The following is a 19,326-nucleotide window of genomic DNA, read 5'->3' as shown; positions in this document are numbered from 1 at the left end:
GATCAGCGACGGTTGCTTGCTCCTTCGTCGCCTACGCAACCGCCGCTGATCGGCGGGACGGCCGCGACCGCCGCTGCGCGGCGGACCCTCCTCGAGGTCGGGTCGTGCGGGCTGAGAGTCAGTGGGGCTCGGTTGCCCTCGTGTTCGAGGCGGCTGGGTCGAGGATCGACTCGGACAGCCGGGGGAAGGCCAGCTGGGTCGGCTTCAATCTGCCGCGCAGGGTGACTGTCTCGCCGAGGTTCCAGTGTGCGGACTCGGTGTCGGCCGCGGCGGCCAGGGTGGTCGCCGAGCTGAGCAGGCGCTCGTCGTAGTTCTTCGACAGCTCGCACAGGCGGGCCGCCTCGTTGACCGCGTCGCCGATGACGGTGAACTCGTAGCGGTTGTGGGTGCCGACATTGCCCGCGACTACCCGGCCTGCGGCGACGCCGATGCCCGCGTTCAGGTCGGAGGCTTCGCGGAGTCGGCGCTGGATGGCGCGACCGCACGAGAGGGCCGAGCCCGCCAGGTCGTTCAGCGGGGCCGGGGTGCCGAAGACGGCGAGGGCGGCGTCGCCTTCGAACTTGTTGAGCAGGCCGCCGTGACGTTCCACCTCGTCGACGACGATGTCGAAGAAGCGGTTGAGGATGCCGACGATCTCCGGGGCGGGCAGGGTGGCGGCCATGGTCGTCGAGCCGATGATGTCGATGAACAGGGCGGCGGCCTCGGTCTCGGTGCCGCCGAGCACCGGCTGGGAGGAGATCGCCGCCATCGCGACATCGTGGCCGACGTGCTTGCCGAACAGGTCCTCGATCATGGCGCGCTCGCGCAGGCCGTGCACCATCCGGTTGAAGCCGCTCTGCAGGTCACCGAGTTCGGTGCCGTCGTAGAGGGTGACCTCGGTGTCGAGATCGCCGTCCTCCACGCGGCGCAGCGCCTGGCGCACGCCCTTGATCGGGGCGACCGTCGCCGCGACGACCTGGGCCATCAACAGCATCCCGAACAGCAGTGCCGACCCGCCGAGGCTGAGCATGCACACGGCCAGCCTGGCCTTGCTCACCGCGGGATCGGCCAGCGCCCACACCGCGACGGTCATCGACAGCGCCACCGGCACCCCGACCCCGACCAGCCACGACAGCATCGTCCGGCCGAACACGCCGATGCCGCGGCGGCGATTCGGGTCGGCCTGCAGCACTCGCGCGGTCACCGGCCGCAGGGCGAATTCCACGATCAGATAGCTGTTGGCGCACACCACGATTCCCGCGGCGCCGATGGACAGCATGACCTTGGGGATCAGCGCCGGATCGGCGACGCCGTAGGCGATCGTCAGCGTGACCAGCGCCAGCGTCCACAGCACCGCCTGCTGCAGCACCATCCAGCGCGGCGCCGACACCGCGACCCGCTGTTCGGGCGGCGTCGGTATGTGGTCGGGATCGGTGGCCCAGCGCATGGTGCGCAGGCCGGCGACGGTGCCCCACACGGTGCCGATCGCCAGCGCCGCGACCGCGCACAGCGGGGTGAACACGGCGTTGATCAGCAGGAGTTGCCTGGTGAAGACGGTCGGGCCGGGCAGCACGAATCCGGCGAGCACCACGATCATCGTGATGCCGATCAGGTTGGCGACGAGCAACGGCAGGGTCAGCAGCAGTTGCACGCGGACGCGGCGGATGGACGATTTCTCCTCGACCGGTCCGAGCAGCGGCGAACCCCACGGCGCTGACCTCGCCGAGCCCTTGGGTCCGTCGCTGTGGATCACCCTCGCACTGTAAACCGAGCATCGCGCTGTGCCCCAATGTGTATTCCAGGTCACTGTCGCGGAGGTGTCGCTATATGACCAGTCAGTGATCTGTTTTCCGGCGGAGGATGTCGGCGCGGGCGTGCGGGTCGGCACAGGATGGGTTCGGAGTACACATGTCCACTGAAAATGTTGTGCTCAGCGCTCGAGCAGCCGGTCGACGACGGCGCGATAGCGCTCGGGCTCGATCTGGGGCAGGCCGAGCAGCGCGCGCAGGTATACCCCGTCGCCGACCAGGCGGATGGTGTCGGCGCGGACGGGGTCGCCCACCTCGGCATCGAGGCCGTCCGACCAGGCGGTCATCACTCCGCCGAGGGCGAGCTGCACCTCGTCGGGTTCGCTGCCCGCCGAGGCGTCGATGGTGCGCATGGTCGCCAGCAGCGAGCGATACAGCGCGAGTTCGACGGCATCGGCCTGCGTGGTGGGGTCGGGCGTCTGCAGGTACCACTCGGCGACCGGTGTTCCGTTCGCGCGCATCTCTTCGAGCTGGGTGCGGGCGCGTCCGCCGAGCCGCTCGACCAGGCCGACGAGCAGGGCGTCCTTGCTCTTGAAGTGGTAGAGCAGCCCGCCCTTGGACACGCCGGCGGCCGCGGCGACGTTGTCGAGGGTCATCTGGGCCGCGCCGCGTTCGAGCAGCAGGGTCTCCAGGGCGTCGAGGATGCGATCGCGGGTGCCGGGGCTCACGTCGATCACTGTACCGTCTGGACGGTTTTCCTGTTACTGTACCGGCTGGACGGTTTACCAAACCCGAAAGTCGAGAGACCGATGAACACCCCCGTCACCACCCCGCCGCGCGCCACCCCGCGCGAATGGGCAGGCCTTGGCGTACTCGCCCTTGCCCTGCTGCTGCTCGCCGTCGACGCGACCGTGCTCGACCTGGCCGTGCCCGCCATCAGCGCCGATCTCGCCCCGAGCACACCCCAGCTGCTCTGGATCATCGACGTGTACTCGTTCGTGCTCGCCGGCCTGCTGGTCGTGATGGGCAACCTCGGCGACCGGATCGGCAGGCGCAGGCTGCTACTGATCGGCGCCGTCGGCTTCGGCATCGCCTCGGCACTGGCCGCCTGGGCGGTCTCGCCCGAGATGCTGATCGCGGCGCGCGTGTTGCAGGGCGTCGCCGGCGCCACCCTCATGCCTGCCACGCTCGGCCTGATTCGCTCGATGTTCCAGGACGCGCGTCAGCGCACCCTGGCGATCGGCGTGTGGAGCGCGATGGCCGGTGGTGGCGCCGCGGCCGGTCCGCTGGTCGGCGGCTGGCTGCTCGAGCACTTCTGGTGGGGCTCGGTGTTCCTGGTGAACCTGCCGGTCATGCTGGTGCTGCTGGCGCTCGCGCCGCTGCTCATCCCCGAATCGCGTGACCCCAACCCCGGCCGGTTCGACGCGCTCAGCGCGCTGCTGTCGATGCTCGCGCTGGTCCCGGTTGTCTACGCGGTGAAGGAGACCGCGGCACACGGCCCGACGGCAAGCGCGCTGCTGGTCGGCCTGGCCGGTGTAATCGCCGCGGTGCTGTTCGTGCGCAGGCAGCGTCGCCTGACCGATCCGATGCTCGACCTGCGGCTGTTCGCGCTGCCGAGGTTCCGCGTCGCGGTGTTCACCAACCTGCTCGCGGTCTTCGCGCTGGCAGGCGTGCTGTTCTTCGGTTCGCAGTATCTGCAGCTCGTCCTCGGCCGCTCGCCCCTGCAGGCGGGTCTGCTGATGCTGCCCGGCCTCGCGGCCAGCGTGTTCGGCTCGCTCGCGGCGGCCTGGCTCGTCCGGCGCTGGCGCGCGGCGGTCGTGCTGGCCGGTGCGCTGGTCGTCACGGCGGTCGGCGCCGCGGCCTTCCTCGCGGTCGACGCGACCACCGGCGCCGACGCGTTCGTCCTCGGTTTCGTCGGCATCGGCCTCGGCGCAGGCGTGGCCATGACCGTGGCCGCCGACCTGGTCGTCGGCTCGGCACCCGAGGAACGCGCAGGCGCGGCCGCCGCCATCTCGGAAACCGCCTACGAGACCGGCCTCGCCCTCGGCGTCGCCCTGCTCGGCAGCGCGGTCATGGCGATCTTCCGTCGCGGCCTCGACCTGTCACTGCTGCCGGACGACGCGGTGGCGACCGCGTCGGGCTCGCTCAGCGGCGCGATCGAAGTCGCGGGCGAGCTACCCGCCGTGGTGGCAGAGGAGTTCCTGTCCTCGGCGAACCAGGCGTTCGTCAGCGGCATCCACCTGACGGTGCTCGGCATCGTCGCGGTACTCCTGTTCGCGGCCTACAGCGCGGTGCGCACGAAGTCGACGCACGCGTGACGATGATGCGGGGCCCGAGCGAATCGGCCCCGCATCGCCAGGTCAGTGGGCCAGGGCCTGCCTCGAAGCAGTTGACCGACCTACGCGCTCGTCGCCCAACGGGTCGAGTCACCACCCACCATCCCGTCGCCCACCGCGCTGGACGCTCACTATCCCGGCGATCGGTCAAAATCGGGACCATCAAAGCGGTTGGTGAATGCTCAGCGCATCGCAGCGCGGTCGGCAGAAACAGGCCCTAGCGGCAGCTCGCGGTGGCCGCTTTGGTCGGTCAGCGGGTCCGCGGCAGTCCACGCGGCCCGCAGTGCTGGCGGTCAGCATCAATCAGCGCCTGCGGTTGCCGCGTCGTCAGATCAGTGGGCAGGCAGCAGCTCGCGGGTACTGCGGTGCCGTCGGTCAGCGGCAATCAGCGCCTGCGCGCCGCGCCGTCGGATCAGCGGGCAGGCGGCAGCTCGCGAGGTCCGCGGTAGCCGGGGAGTTCGGTGGCGTCGCCGCCAGGGAGCTCGCCGTAGCCGTCCGCTTCAGGCAGGCCGTTGCCCTGACCCGCGGGCAGCGCGGTGTAGGTCGGCGGGGCCTGGTACTGGCGCGGGTCCGGGTGGTAGCGGGTCGAGGGTGCGTCGACGACGGTCGAGGCGATCTGCTGGGCGTACGGGTACTGCGGCTGCGGGTACTGCGGTGCCTGCTGCTGGTAGCCGCCCGGGGGCAGGTAGCCCTGCACCGGCTGACCACCCTGCAGCTGGTAGCCCGCGGGCACCATCTGCTGCTGCTGCTGCTGGGCCTGCGAATCCTGGGTGTCGACGGTGACCTTGCGGCTGCGGCGCAGCGTGAAGGTGACCTCTTCGACCTCCTCGAACGCCTGCTTCGCGGTGCGCAGCGGGTGGGTCGCCGAGTCGATCGCGTTGGCGACGAAGGAGGGCACCAGCGGGCGGATCCAGCGGGCGGCGGTGTCGGTGAACGGCACCGTGCCGATGATCGGCAGCTCGAGCCCGCCGCCACCGGTGGGGGCCTGCGCGGGCGCGGCGGGCGCGCTCACCGGCTGCTGCACGGGCACCAGGGCGCCCGCCTGCGGCGCGGCGGCGGGCAGCGCGTTCGGGAAGTACCCGGCGGGCAGCTGCGGTGTCACGTTCGGCTCCAGAGCCACGGAGTCGTCCTTTCGATGCGGCTCGGTGAAACCGAGCTCGAAACCGCCGATCGCGGCGATGATCCTGGTGCGCTGTCGTTCTCGGTCGATGACGGTATCGGCCTCGATCGCCAGCCGTGCTGCGGTGAGTTCGTGGTCGGCGCGCAGGGCGGCCGCCTCGGTGCGCACCTCGGCCCGCTTCACCGCGATGGCGGCGTCGGCCTCGCGCTGGGCCCGGTCGGCGATCTCCGCGGCGTCGACCCTGCGGTCGAGCGAGGTCTCGCCGCGCCACCAGCGCAGCAGCAGCGGCAGCAGGGCCAGCGCGACACCGGCGAGCAGGATGAGCACCCGCAGCGCGGCGGCGCCCGCGTGGTCAGCGGTGTAGCCGTTCATGGCCAGCCAGCGGGCGCCGAGTCCACGGTCGGCCTCGGCGATCGCGGTCGCCCGCGCCGTGGCTAGTTCGGCGGTCTCGGTGCGAACCTGCTGGTCGAGCTGCCCGGTGCGGGCCTGCTCGGCGGCGAGCTGCTTGCGCGCGTCGTCGAGCATGTCGTTGGCGGTCTGGGTCTCCGGCCCGCGGCCCGGCACGCCGGTGATCCGCGTCTGCGGGCACTCGGGCGTCGGGTTGTACTCACAACGGGCGATGACCAGCGCGCGGTCGATATCGGCCTGTGTTTTGGCGATCAACACGTCGAGGGCGGCCCGATCGGCGGCCGCCCGGTCGAATTCGGTGCGCGCGGCGACGACACCCGGCGCGTTCTCGGCGCTCGCCCGCGCCCGCACGTCCAGTTCCCGGTCGACGGTGCCGCCGAGCAGCACGGTCGAGGCCAGCTCGGCGACGATGACGCCCGCCAGCGCGCCGACGCCGATCCTGGCCGCGAGACCGACCCGATCGGCACCGGCGCCGGGCCGGGTGGTGGCCAGCGCACGGCCGAGCGCACCGGCGGCTACCCCGGCGACGAGCGCGAGCGCGACGACGGCGAAGACACCGATTCCCTCGGCGGCGGCGAGGGCGGCGGCGGTGACGATCCCGGCGATCGCGGCGAACAGCGCGACGGCGGCGCCGGTGACGACATAGCCGCCCTGTTCATGGTTGAAGGCCAGGTCGGCGCCGGTTTCGAGATCCCTTTTCCTGGGCGAGGCGAGGCCTCCGCCGAGCCAGGTGAGTGTGCGGGTCATCTGTTCTCCCCACTTCTTGCGCTCCACTGGGCATGGCGAAACTGTCATGGATTCGTTGTGCCAGCGTGACAGGCGTCGAGCCGACACACCGAGCGCCGCGGCCCCTCGTGTGGTCAGCCTCACAGTCCAGCGAACCCGGCATCGGCGCGACGCGGCGGTGTGGGCGGGCACCGCCACCCACCTCGGCGTGTCGTCCCCGGCGATCCGTACCTACCGGTCGGTGGAGGCCATTTTGTGGCGAACGACACTGTTCCAGAATTTGCCGGAAATGTGCTGTGACGCACAATCGGCGGACAGACCGTACGGTCGGATCACTACCAAGGCACGTCGGAGCCGCTGTCGGGAATATCTCACCGTTTCCACCCCGGTTAGCGGAGCTGACAGGTTTGACCTGCGCATTGTCTGGGAATTCTGCTGCGGTGCAGGTGAGTTCAGCTTTCGGCACCGCGCCGGCGGCTGATTCCAGCTTGCTCGTTCACAGTGTTCGCGCAGGTCGGCGCGGGTTGTTCGGGATCGATCCCGTGCCAGCTCTGCTTTACACTGGACGACGCGCGCGACGAAGCATGCCGCCGTTACAAAGCCCAGCTAGACAGGTTTCTTAGCCCGACCTTAGTTGGTTGGGTCTGCGGTCTGACTTATCGTTTGCTCTTACGCCGAACGCACCCCTGTTCGGCACAACCACCTGTATCGGGGTCCGGTGAAACCGGACCAAGACTAGCGGGTGAACCCCCGCGCGGAGGTAAGGGATGCGTAAGCGTTCCGTTACCTCTGAGCACCCACTACGTCAACGAAGCGGGTGGACAACTGGAGACGTGACTGCACGCCGCAAACCATCACCGCCGCTGGTTTCGGATCGTACGGACGCAGTCTTGACGGAGGCGAAACGACGAAGGGCCCAACTCAGCTCGCTGAGCGGCCGATCTCATCGACAGCCGACTTTCTTGAAGGCAGAGGCATGACGCAACTTCCTGGCCACAGGTCACCCGGTGTCACCGGGCTCTACGATCCGGCATTCGAGCACGACGCCTGCGGCGTCGCATTCGTCGCCGACATGCACGGACGACGCAGTCGAGACATCGTCGACAAGGCCATCACGGCCCTCCTGAACCTGGAGCACCGCGGTGCCGCGGGCGCCGAGCCGAACTCCGGCGACGGTGCTGGCATCCTGATCCAGCTTCCGGACAAGTTCTTCCGCGCTGTCGTGGACTTCGAGTTGCCGCCGGTCGGCTCCTACGCCTCCGGTATCGCCTTCCTGCCGCAGTCTCGCCGCGAGGCCTCGCGTGCGGCCTACGGTGTCGAGAAGATCGTCGTCGAAGAGGGCCTCGCGGTGCTCGGCTGGCGCGAGGTGCCGATCGAGGAGTCCTCGCTGGGCGCGCTGGCACGCGACGCGATGCCGACCTTCCGGCAGCTGTTCATCGGCTCGCCCAAGAACTCCGCCGAGCAGCTCTCCGGCCTGGATCTGGAGCGCCGTGCCTACGTGATCCGCAAGCGGATCGAGCACGAGCTGGGCAAGTCCGGCTCGGGCGAGGGCTCTGTGGGCAGGGAGTCGGTGTACTTCCCGAGCCTGTCCGGCGAGACCTTCATCTACAAGGGCATGTTCACCACGCCGCAGCTGCGCGCGTTCTACCTGGACCTGCAGGACGAGCGCGTCGAGTCGGCCATCGGCATCGTGCACTCGCGCTTCTCCACCAACACCTTCCCCTCGTGGCCGCTGGCGCACCCGTTCCGCCGGGTCGCCCACAACGGTGAGATCAACACCGTCACCGGTAACGAGAACTGGATGCGCGCGCGTGAGGCGCTGCTGCGTTCGGACGTGTTCGGCAAGGACGAGGCGGGCAAGAACCGCCTGCAGAAGATCTTCCCCGTCTGTACGCCGGGTGCGAGTGACACCGCGCGCTTCGACGAGGTGCTGGAACTGCTGCACCTCGGTGGCCGCGACTTGCACCACGCCATCATGATGATGATTCCCGAGGCCTGGGAACGCAACGAGAACATGGACCCGCAGCTGCGGGCGTTCTACGAGTACCACTCGATGCTGATGGAGCCGTGGGACGGCCCCGCCGCCGTCTGCTTCTCCGACGGCAAGAAGATCGGCGCCGTGCTCGACCGCAACGGCCTGCGCCCCGGTCGCATCTGGGTGACCGAGGACGGCCTCGTCGTGCTCGCCTCCGAGGTCGGCGTCCTCGACATCGACCCGTCGACCGTCGTCCAGAAGATCCGCCTGCAGCCGGGCAAGATGTTCCTGGTCGACACCGAGGCCGGTCGCATCGTCACCGACGCCGAGATCAAGTCCGAGCTGGCCGCTGCGCAGCCGTACCAGGAGTGGCTCGACGCAGGCGTCAGCCGCCTGGCCGACCTGCCCGACCGCCCGCACGTGCACATGTCGCACGACCGCGTGCTGATCCGTCAGCAGATCTTCGGATACACCACCGAGGACCTGAACCTGCTGATCACGCCGATGGCCAAGACCGGCGGCGAGGCACTGGGCTCGATGGGTACCGACACCCCGATCGCGGTGCTGTCGAACCGGTCGCGCCTGCTGTTCGACTACTTCTCCCAGCTGTTCGCGCAGGTCACCAACCCGCCGCTGGACGCCATCCGCGAGAAGGTCGTCACCAGCCTCAAGCGCAACATCGGCCCCGAGGCCGACCTGCTGCACCCCGGCCCCGAGTCGTGCAAGCAGATCGCGCTCGAGCAGCCGATCCTCGACAACGACGAGCTGGCCAAGCTCGTCCACATCAACGACGACGGCAGCCACCCCGAGCTGCGCTCGGTGGTCGTACGCGGTCTGTACCCGGTCGCGGAGGGCGGCGAGGGCATCCGCAAGGCGCTCGCGGCCATCAACACCCAGGTGTCGGCGGCCATCGACGGCGGCGCGCGCATCATCGTGCTGTCCGACCGCGAGTCCAACGAGAAGCTGGCGCCGATCCCGTCGCTGCTGCTCACCTCCTCGGTGCACCACCACCTGGTGCGCGAGCGCACCCGCACCATGGTCGGCCTCGTCGTCGAGGCCGGTGACGCCCGCGAGGTGCACCACATGGCGATGCTGGTCGGCTTCGGCGCGGCCGCGATCAACCCGTACATGGCCTTCGAGTCGATCGAGGACATGCTCGAGCGCGGTTCGCTGCAGATCCCCGGTTCCACCGGTGACCTGGCCGCCGACTTCCGCAAGGCCGTCGCGAACTACTGCACCGCGGCCAGCAACGGCGTGCTCAAGGTGATGTCGAAGATGGGCATCTCCACCCTCGCCTCCTACAACGGCGCCCAGCTGTACCAGGTCATCGGCCTGGCACAGGACCTGGTCGACGAGTACTTCACCGGCCTGCGTTCGCACCTGGACGGCATCGGTCTCGACGAGATCGCCGACGAGGTCGCCACCCGCCACCGGGTCGCGTTCCTGGAGAACCGCAACGAGCGCGCGCACCGCGAGCTCGAGGTCGGCGGCGAGTACCAGTGGCGTCGCGAGGGCGAGTACCACCTGTTCAACCCGGACACGGTGTTCAAGCTCCAGCACGCGACCCGCTCGGGTCAGTACTCGATCTTCAAGGAGTACACCAAGCTGGTCGACGACCAGTCCGAGCGCCTGGCCGCGCTGCGCGGCCTGTTCAAGTTCAAGACCGGTCAGCGCGCCCCGATCTCCATCGACGAGGTCGAGCCCGCGAGCGAGATCGTCAAGCGCTTCTCCACCGGCGCGATGAGCTACGGCTCCATCTCGGCCGAGGCGCACGAGACCCTCGCGATCGCGATGAACCGCATCGGCGCCCGCTCGAACTCCGGCGAGGGCGGCGAGAGCCCGGCCCGCTTCGAGGTCGAGGAGAACGGTGACTGGCGCCGTTCGGCGATCAAGCAGGTCGCCTCGGGTCGCTTCGGTGTCACCGCGCACTACCTGACCAACGCCACCGACATCCAGATCAAGATGGCTCAGGGCGCCAAGCCGGGCGAGGGTGGCCAGCTGCCCGCGCACAAGGTGTACCCGTGGGTCGCCGAGGTGCGGCACTCCACGCCGGGCGTCGGCCTGATCTCCCCGCCGCCGCACCACGACATCTACTCGATCGAGGACCTGGCGCAGCTGATCCACGATCTGAAGAACGCGAACCCGCAGGCGCGGATTCACGTGAAACTTGTCGCGGAGCCGGGTGTCGGCACCGTCGCCACCGGTGTGTCCAAGGCGCACGCCGACGTCGTGCTCATCTCGGGCCACGACGGCGGCACCGGCGCCTCGCCGCTGACCTCGCTCAAGCACGCGGGTGGCCCCTGGGAGCTCGGCCTGGCCGAGACCCAGCAGACCCTGCTGCTCAACGGCCTGCGTGACCGCATCGTCGTCCAGGTCGACGGTCAGATGAAGACCGGCCGCGACGTGATGATCGCCGCCCTGCTCGGCGCCGAGGAGTTCGGTTTCGCGACCGCTCCGCTGGTCGTCTCGGGCTGCATCATGATGCGCGTGTGCCACCTCGACACCTGCCCGGTGGGTATCGCCACCCAGAACCCGGTGCTGCGTGAGCGCTTCACCGGCAAGCCGGAGTTCGTCGAGAACTTCATGCTGTTCATCGCCGAGGAGGTGCGCGAGCTGCTCGCCGAGCTGGGCTTCCGCACGCTCGACGAGGCCGTCGGCCGGGTCGACCTGCTCGACACCGCCGCAGCGAAGGCGCACTTCAAGGCCGCCAAGCTGGACCTGTCGCCGATTCTGGACATGCCGGAGACGGCGTTCATGAACCAGGACACCCGCTGCACCGGTACCCAGGACCACGGCCTGGACAAGGCGCTGGACAACGAGCTGATCGCGCAGAGCGCCGACGCGCTCGAGCGTGGCCAGGCGGTCAAGATCGAAACCAAGATCACCAACGTGAACCGCACGGTCGGCACCATGCTCGGCCACGAGGTGACCAAGCTCTACGGTGGCGCCGGCCTGCCCGACAACACCATCGACATCACCTTCAACGGTTCGGCGGGCAACAGCTTCGGCGCGTTCGTCCCGGCCGGTATCACGCTGCGCGTGCAGGGTGACGCCAACGACTATGTCGGCAAGGGTCTCTCGGGTGGCCACATCGTGGTCCGCCCCGCGCTCAACGCGCCGGAGAGCTTCGTCGCCGAGGACAACATCATCGCGGGCAACGTGATCATGTTCGGCGCCACCAGCGGCCGGATCCTGATCAACGGTGTCGCCGGCGAGCGGTTCGCCGTGCGTAACTCCGGTGCCACCGCGGTCGTCGAGGGTGTGGGCGACCACGCGCTCGAGTACATGACCGGTGGCCGGGTGGTCATCCTCGGTGGCACCGGCCGCAACCTCGGCGCCGGTATGTCCGGTGGTGTCGCCTTCGTCTACGACCCGGAGGGCACGCTTCCCGCGCGCGTCAGCCCGGATCAGGCCGAGGCGATCGAGCAGCTCTCCGGTGACGACTTCACCTGGCTGCGCGACATCATCACCGTGCACCGCGACGAAACGGGTTCGGCTGTCGCCGAACGCATCCTGAGCGATTGGTCCCAGCAGGTGAACCACTTCGTGAAGGTCATGCCCCGCGAATACAAGAAGGTTTTGCTCGCCATCTCCGAAGCTGAGAAGAGCGGCAAGGACGTGGACGAAGCGATCATGGAGGCGGCACGTGGCTGACCCACAGGGATTTTTGAAGCACACCTCACGGGAACTGCCCACCCGCCGACCGGTCGAGCTGCGACTGCTCGACTGGAAAGAGGTCTACGAGGACAAGTTCTCGCACGAGACCCTGCAGAAGCAGGCCAGCCGCTGCATGGACTGCGGTATCCCCTTCTGTCACAACGGCTGTCCGCTGGGGAACCTGATCCCCGAGTGGAACGACCTGGTGTACAAGGGCACTTGGCGCGAGGGCATCGACCGCCTGCACGCCACCAACAACTTCCCGGAGTTCACCGGCCGCCTGTGCCCGGCTCCGTGTGAGGCGTCGTGCGTGCTCGGCATCAACCAGCAGCCGGTCACCATCAAGCAGGTCGAGGTCGAGCTCATCGAGAACGCCTTCGACGAGGGCTGGGTCACCCCGGTGTACCCGACCCGCCTCACCGGCAAGAAGATCGCCGTCGTCGGCTCGGGCCCGGCCGGTCTGGCCGCCGCCCAGCAGCTCACTCGCGCCGGTCACACCGTGACCGTGTTCGAGCGGGACGACCGCATCGGTGGCCTGATGCGCTACGGCATCCCGGAATTCAAGATGGAGAAGTCGGTCATCGACCGTCGCCTCGCGCAGATGGAGGCCGAAGGCACCATCTTCAAGGCGGGCGTGAACGTCGGTGTCGACATCACCGCCGAGCAGCTGCGTGAGCGTTTCGACGCGATCGTGCTGGCCGGTGGCGCCACCATCGCCCGTGACCTGCCGATCCCCGGCCGCGAGCTCGACGGCATCCACCAGGCGATGGAGTTCCTGCCGCTGGCCAACCGCGTCCAGCTCGGTGACGACATCACCGACGAGAACGGCCTGCCGCCCATCCACGCGAAGGGCAAGAAGGTCGTCATCATCGGTGGTGGCGACACCGGCGCCGACTGCCTCGGCACCTCGCACCGCCACGGCGCCGAGTCGGTGCACCAGTTCGAGATCATGCCGCGTCCGCCGGAGGAGCGCGCGGGCTCCACCCCGTGGCCGACCTACCCCCTCATGTACCGGGTCTCCTCGGCACATGAAGAGGGCGGCGAGCGCGTGTTCTCCGTGAACACCGAACGTTTCGTCGGCAAGGACGGCAAGGTCACCGGTCTCGAGGCCCACGAGGTCAAGATGTCCAACGGCCGGTTCGAGAAGGTCGAAGGCACCGACTTCACCCTCGAAGCCGACCTGGTGCTGCTGGCCATGGGCTTCGTCGGCCCGCAGAAGCCGGGTCTGCTGACCGACCTCGGCGTCGGCTACGACGGCCGCGGCAACGTCCAGCGCGACAAGAACTGGGCCACCAACATCCCCGGCGTCTTCGTCGCGGGCGACATGGGCCGTGGCCAGTCGCTGATCGTGTGGGCCATCGCCGAAGGCCGTGCCGCGGCCTCGGCGGTCGACAAGTTCCTGGAAGGCGAGACCGCGCTGCCCGCGCCGATCCCGCCGACCGCTGTCGCCCAGCGCTGACACGCGAATACCCAAGGCGCCCGTGGACTTCGGTCCACGGGCGCTTTTCGTGTTCCCAGGGGGTTGCCAAGTAGGGGGCTGAACGTGCTACGCACCAAAGATTTTCGGTGTCGAGGCAAACGACGTGGCTGATCTCCGGTGCAGCACATAGACTTTCCGTTATCGATGTGTAACCGGTGATGATCCGAGGGGGAGCTGTGCCGTTACCGCCGGGAACGATGGCGAGCCTGCATCGCGCCGCGGAGCGCGGTGACGGTACCGCCATGCACAACCTCGCCAACATCTACTACGACCACAGCGATTTCGACGCCGCCGAGCACTGGTTCCGCCGGGCGGCCGCCGCCGGGCACACCCGCGCGATGAACAACCTCGCGGTCCTGCTCGACAAGCTCGGCGAGGTCGACGAGGCCGAATCCTGGTACCGCCGTGCGGCTGCCGGCGGCAACGCCAACGCCATGTACAACCTGGCGACCCTGCTCTACCAGTGCGGCGACCGCCGCGACGCCGAAACCTGGTACCACCACGCGGCTTTCGCGGGCAACGTCGACGCGATGTACAACCTCGCCCGCCTCTTCGAGGACCAGAACCGCCTCGACGACGCCGAAGCCTGGTACCGCGACGCCGCCGACAACGGCGACATCGACGCCATCAACAACCTCGGCATGCTCCTGCGCCGCCGTGGCGCCCTCACCGAAGCCCGCCGCTGCTTCCGCCGCGCCGCCGACCTTGGCCACCCCAGAGCTATGTCCAACCTCGCCGCCCTCCTCGATTCCCAAGGCGCCCACCGCGAAGCCGAATCCTGGTACCGCCGCGCCGCGGGCTGAGCGACCTCCGGCTAACTCGCCGCGAGTCGTTGGTTGGCGAGCTGATTGAGTGAGACGTTCATCTCGGCGGCCTCCCGCACGAGCCGGGCATGCAGCTCAGCCGAGGTGCGCACGAGAAACTTGCCGCTGTAGCTGCGTTCCGCCAGCGGTGGGGGGACCGGCTCGCCGTTCACCGCGAGGTCGTCAATCGTGTCGGCCACCAACGCCCGGATTCCGACGAGGGCCTCCATCTGGTCCGCCGCCAGCCACGACAGGGATGGGAACTCCGCACACAGACCAACGAATTCGTCGTCTTCCGGCGACCAGAGGACGCGGTAGGCATAGTGCCGCGGGTCGTATCGTTCGGTCATCAGACGTCCTCCTCCCTTCCTTGCATCTCGACCAGTCTGTCGATCGCATCGAGCACTTGCTTCACCTGGTAGATCTTGGCAGCTCCATTGCTGCCTTCCTGGATATTGACACGTGGGTCGCCGGACCATGGAGTCTTGAAGTACTCGCGGCACACCAGGTCGAGGTCGGAGTACCTGACGTTGGTTGGCGACTCTCGCATCTTGGCGAGAATCTTCCCGGCCTTTCCCATCGCTCAATAGTATCGCGGGCGATACTAGCCGTCTAGTGGTGGTCGACGGGACGGGTTGGCTGCCGGCTATGGGGTGGAGGGTCTGGGTTGAATGTCTCGTTATGTTCGCGAGATGGTCGCCGGAGCTTGAAAACGTGGCTGAGCACGGGTTTCTCGGGTTGGCAGCGAATCGGTGCGAAGTTACCCAAAAGTATTGATACCGAGCGGTTTTCCAGCAAACCTCAGCAAACATTATGGGGCACAGCAATTTTCCGGCGTTCGAGGTGCGGGGATTTGCGGGTGGGTATAAGGTCTCGTTTCGATAACCTCTCGAGATGGGCCGGGGCGTGTGAATTCTCTCGACGGCTGCCTGAAACGCATCATGGATATTCCCGGTGCGTGCAGCGTGACACTGGTGGATGGGGCCAGCGGGTTGGCGATTGCCGCCGCTGGAGTGCACGACATCGTCGACGAACACGAGGATGCCGCGAGCACGACGGACGTGGTGCGGGCGGCACTGAGCTGTTCGGCGCTGGCTACCGGGCGCGAAGACGACGACATCACCGAGATCGTCGTCTGCCGCACCGGTGGATTCCACCTGTTGCACCTGGTCGACGGTGATTTCGAGGGCAGGCTGTTCGTGCACGTCGTCTTCGACGGTGACACCGGCAATCTCGGGATGGCGCGGTATCAGCTGCGGGCCGCGCTCGGCGAACTGAGGGGCGGGCAGCGATGAGCTTGGCACTCGCCGAGGAACTGCACCGGCTCGAGGAACAGGGCTCGACCGGGGTCTTGCGGGCAGGGGACGGAGAGTTCCATCTGGCGCGCGGCGCGATCGCCTCGGCGGGCTGCCGTCGCACCATCGGTCTGGACCGGCTCGTCGTCGAGGCCGGCGTGGCGACGGCCGAGGACTGGCGCAGGGCAGGCGCCGGCGATCCCGGCCGGTTGCTGCGGAAGCCGCGACTGGAAACCCTCGCGCTGCTGTCGGTTTTCGACGCCGCGTACTTCCTGCTGGCCTCGTCGGCCGAACCGGAATTCCGGCCCGCACCCGAACACTGGCTCGCCCCGGTCTGCCGCATCGCACCCCGCGCCCTGCTCCACGAATGCGCCCGCCGCAGCGACCGGGGACCATGGCCCGCCGACCTGGTCGCCGCGGTACCGGTGGTGCCGACGCGCCGGGTGCGCCGCAACCGCGTAGTGCTCACCGGCGGCCAGGCCGAGATCCTCGCCGCCGCCGACGAACGCCGCAGCATCGCCGAGATCGCCCGCGACCTGGGCCGCACCACCTATGGCTGCCTCGTCGCGGTCCGCGACCTCACCAAGGCGGGCCTGATCCAGGAACCCGACCGCGCCGCGACGGATCCGCTCCAGGAATCCGACCGCATCGCAGCGGATCCGACCCCCGAAGCGCCGCAGACCCGGCAGACAGGCCGTCACCTGGCACTGGCGCCGGAGCCCGCCGACGACACCGCGCGACACCGGCGCCCGGCACCGGTGGCGCCGACAACAGGCGTGCCCGCGTTACCGAGGCGGATCCCGTCCGCTCTCGCCGCGGGGACCGTTCGTTCCCCGCACCCGGTGCAGGGAGCGAACGAAAGATCCGGTCGGCACGCGGTCGACGAGGAAGCGACCGCATCCGCCCGGCTCAGCGGAAACCACCCCGGCACAGCACCCTACGAACCCGAGCGCTGGCAGCAGGTGGACCGCGAACTACTCATCCGGCTCAGGGCGGCGTTGGAGGAGCTTGCGTGACCCGGCGGAAGAAGCTGCTCGGTGAATGGAGGGGAAGGTTGACGAAGGTGGCGATGACCGTGCCCGAACGCAACACGGTGGTGCTGGCCGAACTGAAGTCGTTGCGGGAGCGGGTGCCCCGCCTCACCGGCTCGGTGGTCGCGTCCAGTGACGGGCTGCTCATCGAACACGACCTACCCCCGAATATCGAACCCGCAGGCATGGCCGCGATGGCGGCCGCGCAGTTGTCGCTGTCGTATCGGCTGGCGACCACCGCCCACGGCGGCGGGTTCAACGAGGTCGTCGTGCTCGGTACCGAGGGGCAGGTGGTGATCTACGCCGCCGGCTACACCTCACTGACCGTGCTCGCCGGTCCGGAAGTGAACGTCGGCCGGCTCCATCTGGAGTCGCGGCCGGTGGCTCGCGCCATCGCCGAACATCTGGCGGCGGCGCACACCCAACAAGAATCCGAATGAAAGGCACGAGATGTCGAATATGGACCTGGCTCTGAAAGACATGATGGTGATCGACGGCGCGATCGGCGCCGCGGTCGTCGACTACAGCAGCGGCATGGCGCTCGGCATGCTCAGCAGCAGCAAGGCCTTGGACCTGCAGATCGCCGCGGCGGGCAACACCGAGGTGGTTCGCGCGAAGATGCGCACCATCGAGCAGCTCGGTATCAACGAGGACATCGAGGACATCCTCATCACCCTGGGCAGCCAGTATCACATCATCCGGCCGATGACCGGGCGTAAGTCCAAGGGGCTGTTCCTCTATCTGGCTCTCGACAAGGCCCGGTCCAATCTGGCCCTGGCCCGCCACCGGCTCAAGGGCATCGAAGAAGACCTGGAGGTGTGAGTTCGTCCAGCCGTGGATATGTCGGCGACAGCGTGGCCGCCGACATCCCACCGCGCCGTCACGCCAGTTCGTCGGCGGTGACGGTGAGGATGTTGAGCTGGACACCGTTGTCGAGCGTCTCCGAGCTGGTCAGCTCGAGCGTCGCCGTGGTGTCGACATCGTTGAACAGACGCTGTCCCTTGCCGAGGTGCACGGGGTAGACGACGAGGCGGTATTCGTCGACGAGGCTGTTGGCGCGCAGGAAGTCGACGAGGATGCCGCTGCCGAAGACCACCAGATCCTGCTCGGCGCGCAGCTTTCCGATCGCCTCCGCGAGGTCGCCCTCGATGCGGGTGGCGTTCCATTCCAGCTCGGTCGCCGTGGTGGTTGCCACGTACTTGGGCATGGCGTTGATCCGGTCCTTGTATTCGCCGGCCTCGGGGTGCTCGGGCCAGGCCGCCGCGAAGCCCTCGTAGGTGGTGCGGCCGAGCAGCAGCGCGTCGGCGTCGAAGATCTCGGGGTTCTTGAAATCGCCGATCCGATCGTTCCAGTACGGCGCGGTCCAGGCGGGGTTCTCGATGATGCCGTCGGCCGAAATAAACTCTGCCACAACGATCTTGCCCATGATTTCCTCTTCTCTCTCGTTCTCGGTTGTCTGTGTAGACGAGACTGCCACGCGAAATTAATCGGTGCCGCGTCATGAGATCGACGGCGGACTGTCGGAAAACAGACACGCTTGACAGGTTGTGTGGCATCAGCGCGCGCGTACCTCTATTGTGATTCGCGGCGAGGTCTGGGTGAGAGCGTCAGGTCGTTGCGCGCGGCGGCCCATCTGCCGAGTTCACCCATCTTGACAACAACTTGACGGGGTTTGCTCTGCATCGAGCAACGTTGGACTGGAGCGGTATGCAGTTGAAGAAAGTTGTCGCGGGGCTGGGTGCTGCCGCGGCGATGACCACCGGCATCATGGCAGGCAGCACGAGCGCCGCGGCGGCGCCGGGCTGCCCGAGTTTGTACGTCGTGGCGATCCCGGGTACCTGGGAAACCGGCCACGACAAGGCCCCTGGCCCCGGCATGCTCGCCGGCGTCACCAGAGGCCTACCCCGCAACACCGACGTCGACTACGTCACCTACGCCGCCACCGCCTTCCCGTGGGAAGGCGATGTCTACGGCCAGTCCAAGAAGCAGGCCGTCGACACGGCGCGCGGACTGATCACCGCCAAGCTGGCCGCGTGCGCCGGCGCCGATATCGCGCTGGTCGGCTACAGCCAGGGCGCCGACGCGGCGGGCGATCTCGCCGCCGAGATCGGCACCGGTGTCAGCAAGATCGCGCCCGGCAAGGTCAAGGCCGTCGGCCTGATCTCCGATCCGCGCCGCTCGCCCACCGACGTGCAGGTCGGCCCGATCGCCCAGGGCGCGGGTGCAGGCGGTGCCAGGCCCGGTGGTTTCGGCTGGCTCAGTGACCGGGTGCGGACCATCTGCGCGGTCGACGACCTGTACTGCGCCACCGCCACCGACGACTTCGTCACCCGCTTCGCCGGCTTCCTCGCGCAGAGCTCGGACGCCAACCCGGCGAACCTGTGGCGCTACCAGATCGAGGCTGGCGCCATCATGAACGACCTGATGGCGCACGGCGGCGTCCCGACGCTGCAGGCGCAGCTCTCGGACACGGCCAACCAGCAGCGGGCCAAGGACCTGGAGCGGTTCTACCGTTCGCAGGCGCACACGCTGTACGGCAGCTACTCCGTCGGCGGCGGCCAGACCGCCATCACCTGGATGCACAACTGGATCGCCCAGCAGGCTTGAGTTGTCGGAGCGCTGGCGCGCTCGAGTCGCGGCCCCTTGTGTCCCGCCGGTCAGGCACCGTTGCTTGCTCCTTCGTCGCCTACGCAACGGCGCCTGACCGGCGGGACGGCCGCGACGGCCGACTGCGTCGGCCTGCCCCTCCTCGAGGTCGGGGCGTGCGG

15 protein-coding genes are annotated in these 19,326 nt (G+C 68.4%); 9 read left to right on the top strand and 6 right to left on the bottom strand.

All coding sequences use genetic code 11. From position 1 onward, the window contains the following. Window positions 1–118: 118 nt before the first annotated feature. Window positions 119–1,732 (bottom strand): adenylate/guanylate cyclase domain-containing protein, encoded by a 1,614-nt coding sequence (locus ACWF82_RS33335; protein WP_452507551.1) that lies wholly within the window; start codon window positions 1,730–1,732, stop codon window positions 119–121. A 177-nt stretch (window positions 1,733–1,909) separates the two neighbouring features. After that, a complete protein-coding gene (locus tag ACWF82_RS33330; RefSeq protein ID WP_452507550.1) occupies window positions 1,910–2,455 on the bottom strand; it encodes a TetR/AcrR family transcriptional regulator in 546 nt (181 codons plus the stop codon). 81 nt (window positions 2,456–2,536) lie between these two features. Here ACWF82_RS33330 and ACWF82_RS33325 point away from each other — a divergent pair, with 81 nt between their 5' ends. Then, the gene (locus ACWF82_RS33325) at window positions 2,537–4,045 is read left to right on the top strand and encodes an MFS transporter (RefSeq protein WP_452507549.1); all 1,509 of its coding nucleotides are present in this window, start codon (window positions 2,537–2,539) and stop codon (window positions 4,043–4,045) included. A 430-nt stretch (window positions 4,046–4,475) separates the two neighbouring features. Here the strand turns inward: ACWF82_RS33325 and ACWF82_RS33320 are convergent, their stop codons facing one another. Next, window positions 4,476–6,338, bottom strand: coding sequence for a DUF4407 domain-containing protein (locus ACWF82_RS33320; protein WP_452507548.1), 1,863 nt, complete (start codon window positions 6,336–6,338; stop codon window positions 4,476–4,478). Window positions 6,339–7,293: 955 nt separating this feature from the next. Between ACWF82_RS33320 and gltB the strand changes: the two genes are divergently transcribed. From gltB to ACWF82_RS33305, 3 genes are all read left to right on the top strand, one after another. After that, on the top strand, window positions 7,294–11,946 hold the full coding sequence (gene gltB, locus ACWF82_RS33315) for a glutamate synthase large subunit (RefSeq protein WP_452507547.1): 4,653 nt from the start codon (window positions 7,294–7,296) through the stop codon (window positions 11,944–11,946). Next, window positions 11,939–13,408, top strand: coding sequence for a glutamate synthase subunit beta (locus ACWF82_RS33310; RefSeq protein WP_452507546.1), 1,470 nt, complete (start codon window positions 11,939–11,941; stop codon window positions 13,406–13,408). Before gltB ends, ACWF82_RS33310 begins: the two co-directional genes overlap by 8 nt. 218 nt (window positions 13,409–13,626) lie before the next feature. After that, window positions 13,627–14,232 (top strand): tetratricopeptide repeat protein, encoded by a 606-nt coding sequence (locus tag ACWF82_RS33305; RefSeq protein WP_452507545.1) that lies wholly within the window; start codon window positions 13,627–13,629, stop codon window positions 14,230–14,232. A gap of 11 nt (window positions 14,233–14,243) precedes the next feature. On the opposite strand, the gene ACWF82_RS33300 is transcribed toward ACWF82_RS33305, so the two are convergent. Both ACWF82_RS33300 and ACWF82_RS33295 read right to left on the bottom strand, forming a co-directional pair. After that, window positions 14,244–14,582, bottom strand: a complete 339-nt coding sequence (locus tag ACWF82_RS33300) for a type II toxin-antitoxin system HicB family antitoxin (protein WP_452507544.1) — start codon at window positions 14,580–14,582, stop codon at window positions 14,244–14,246. After that, window positions 14,582–14,812, bottom strand: a complete 231-nt coding sequence (locus ACWF82_RS33295; protein WP_452507543.1) for a toxin HicA — start codon at window positions 14,810–14,812, stop codon at window positions 14,582–14,584. Before ACWF82_RS33295 ends, ACWF82_RS33300 begins: the two co-directional genes overlap by 1 nt. Window positions 14,813–15,206: 394 nt before the next feature. On the opposite strand from ACWF82_RS33295, the gene ACWF82_RS33290 reads away from it, so the two are divergent. The 4 genes from ACWF82_RS33290 to ACWF82_RS33275 are packed head-to-tail and all read left to right on the top strand — an operon-like array spanning window position 15,207 to window position 17,380. Further along, the gene (locus tag ACWF82_RS33290) at window positions 15,207–15,527 is read left to right on the top strand and encodes a hypothetical protein (RefSeq protein ID WP_452507542.1); all 321 of its coding nucleotides are present in this window, start codon (window positions 15,207–15,209) and stop codon (window positions 15,525–15,527) included. Beyond that, window positions 15,524–16,543: a hypothetical protein gene (locus ACWF82_RS33285; RefSeq protein ID WP_452507541.1), complete on the top strand. Its 1,020-nt coding sequence runs from the start codon at window positions 15,524–15,526 to the stop codon at window positions 16,541–16,543. Before ACWF82_RS33290 ends, ACWF82_RS33285 begins: the two co-directional genes overlap by 4 nt. Then, window positions 16,540–16,998: a roadblock/LC7 domain-containing protein gene (locus ACWF82_RS33280; protein WP_452507540.1), complete on the top strand. Its 459-nt coding sequence runs from the start codon at window positions 16,540–16,542 to the stop codon at window positions 16,996–16,998. Before ACWF82_RS33285 ends, ACWF82_RS33280 begins: the two co-directional genes overlap by 4 nt. A gap of 10 nt (window positions 16,999–17,008) precedes the next feature. After that, window positions 17,009–17,380, top strand: coding sequence for a hypothetical protein (locus tag ACWF82_RS33275; RefSeq protein WP_452507539.1), 372 nt, complete (start codon window positions 17,009–17,011; stop codon window positions 17,378–17,380). Between the two features lie 58 nt (window positions 17,381–17,438). Here ACWF82_RS33275 and ACWF82_RS33270 read toward each other — a convergent pair whose 3' ends face one another. Continuing rightward, window positions 17,439–17,984, bottom strand: coding sequence for a dihydrofolate reductase family protein (locus ACWF82_RS33270; RefSeq protein ID WP_452507538.1), 546 nt, complete (start codon window positions 17,982–17,984; stop codon window positions 17,439–17,441). A 281-nt stretch (window positions 17,985–18,265) separates the two neighbouring features. Here ACWF82_RS33270 and ACWF82_RS33265 point away from each other — a divergent pair, with 281 nt between their 5' ends. Then, entirely contained in the window at window positions 18,266–19,165 is a 900-nt protein-coding gene (locus ACWF82_RS33265; RefSeq protein WP_452507537.1) for a cutinase family protein, read from the top strand. Window positions 19,166–19,326 lie beyond the last annotated feature (161 nt).

It is taken from the genome of Nocardia sp. NPDC055053 (assembly GCF_053608285.1).
Note: the sequence above shows the minus strand (reverse complement) of the source record. Positions and strands in the feature narration are given on the sequence as shown.

Excerpts from the sequence above, each read along its gene's own strand:
- ACWF82_RS33265 (WP_452507537.1), top strand. The coding sequence starts at position 18,266 with ATGCAGTTGAAGAAAGTTGTCGCGGGGCTGGGTGCTGCCGCGGCGATG.
- ACWF82_RS33300 (WP_452507544.1), bottom strand. The coding sequence starts at position 14,582 with ATGACCGAACGATACGACCCGCGGCACTATGCCTACCGCGTCCTCTGG.
- ACWF82_RS33325 (WP_452507549.1), top strand. The coding sequence starts at position 2,537 with ATGAACACCCCCGTCACCACCCCGCCGCGCGCCACCCCGCGCGAATGG.
- ACWF82_RS33285 (WP_452507541.1), top strand. The coding sequence starts at position 15,524 with ATGAGCTTGGCACTCGCCGAGGAACTGCACCGGCTCGAGGAACAGGGC.
- ACWF82_RS33320 (WP_452507548.1), bottom strand. The coding sequence starts at position 6,338 with ATGACCCGCACACTCACCTGGCTCGGCGGAGGCCTCGCCTCGCCCAGG.
- ACWF82_RS33275 (WP_452507539.1), top strand. The coding sequence starts at position 17,009 with ATGTCGAATATGGACCTGGCTCTGAAAGACATGATGGTGATCGACGGC.
- ACWF82_RS33295 (WP_452507543.1), bottom strand. The coding sequence starts at position 14,812 with ATGGGAAAGGCCGGGAAGATTCTCGCCAAGATGCGAGAGTCGCCAACC.
- ACWF82_RS33270 (WP_452507538.1), bottom strand. The coding sequence starts at position 17,984 with ATGGGCAAGATCGTTGTGGCAGAGTTTATTTCGGCCGACGGCATCATC.
- ACWF82_RS33305 (WP_452507545.1), top strand. The coding sequence starts at position 13,627 with ATGGCGAGCCTGCATCGCGCCGCGGAGCGCGGTGACGGTACCGCCATG.
- gltB (WP_452507547.1), top strand. The coding sequence starts at position 7,294 with ATGACGCAACTTCCTGGCCACAGGTCACCCGGTGTCACCGGGCTCTAC.